This is a genomic window from Aeromonas aquatilis, assembly GCF_054052405.1.
In genome coordinates, this window is sequence record NZ_JBSTYP010000218.1 from 1 (window position 1) to 255 (window position 255).

The following is a 255-nucleotide window of genomic DNA, read 5'->3' on the forward strand; positions in this document are numbered from 1 at the left end:
CTCGCCGCGTTCGTTTGCTGGTGGCCAAGAGCTCATCCAGCGAGGGGATCTGCCTGTTGCTGCGCAAGACCCTGTTGGCCTGGGGCACCCTAAATGACAACGGTGTGATGCGTACCGATAACGGCTCTGACTACGTGAGTCAGCGCGTCATGTCGATCTGCACCCTGCTGGATATCAATGTCAGCCGATCCAATGCCTATTCGGGTTGGGAAAAGCCCTTTATCGAGCGATTTTTCCGCACCCTGAGCCACGGCC

Annotated in this window: 1 pseudogene; it reads left to right on the plus strand. The window is 57.6% G+C overall.

Annotation, left to right across the window (positions count from 1 at the left end):
* Positions 1–255: pseudogene (locus ACW5W8_RS24100) on the plus strand (integrase); the annotation flags it as partial.